Origin of the sequence: Pseudomonas sp. SID14000, assembly GCF_002165135.1 — a bacterium.
Taxonomy (GTDB): domain Bacteria; phylum Pseudomonadota; class Gammaproteobacteria; order Pseudomonadales; family Pseudomonadaceae; genus Aquipseudomonas.
Genome location: NZ_NFZQ01000196.1, coordinates 1 through 289 on the forward strand (window position 1 = coordinate 1; position 289 = coordinate 289).

Genomic DNA, 289 nt, shown 5'->3' on the forward strand with positions numbered 1-289 from the left:
CCCAAGCTCTGGTAATCCTTGCTAGAAAGCTCGCGCGGGTGGCATTCGCCCTGATGAAAAATCAGGACGAATATGTCACCAAAGGCGGGAAACTGGCTTGCTGAAAACCATAGAATCTCCCACAGGTTCATCACAAGCTTCAAGACTTGCACAGCACCTGTGGGAGCGGGTTTGAACTGGCCTAATGATCCCGGACACCTCTTAAGGGCGATATGATTCGCCCAATCAGGAGGTTCCATGCAAGAACGAAAGACCTACACCCGCGAGTTCAAGCAACGTGCTGCCAGCA

The 289-nt window shown here is 52.2% G+C and carries 1 pseudogene; it reads left to right on the forward strand.

Annotation, left to right across the window (positions count from 1 at the left end):
• A pseudogene (locus CAY82_RS27205) lies at positions 1-104 on the forward strand (IS110 family transposase); the annotation flags it as partial.
• Between the last annotated feature and the right edge of the window lie 185 nt (positions 105-289).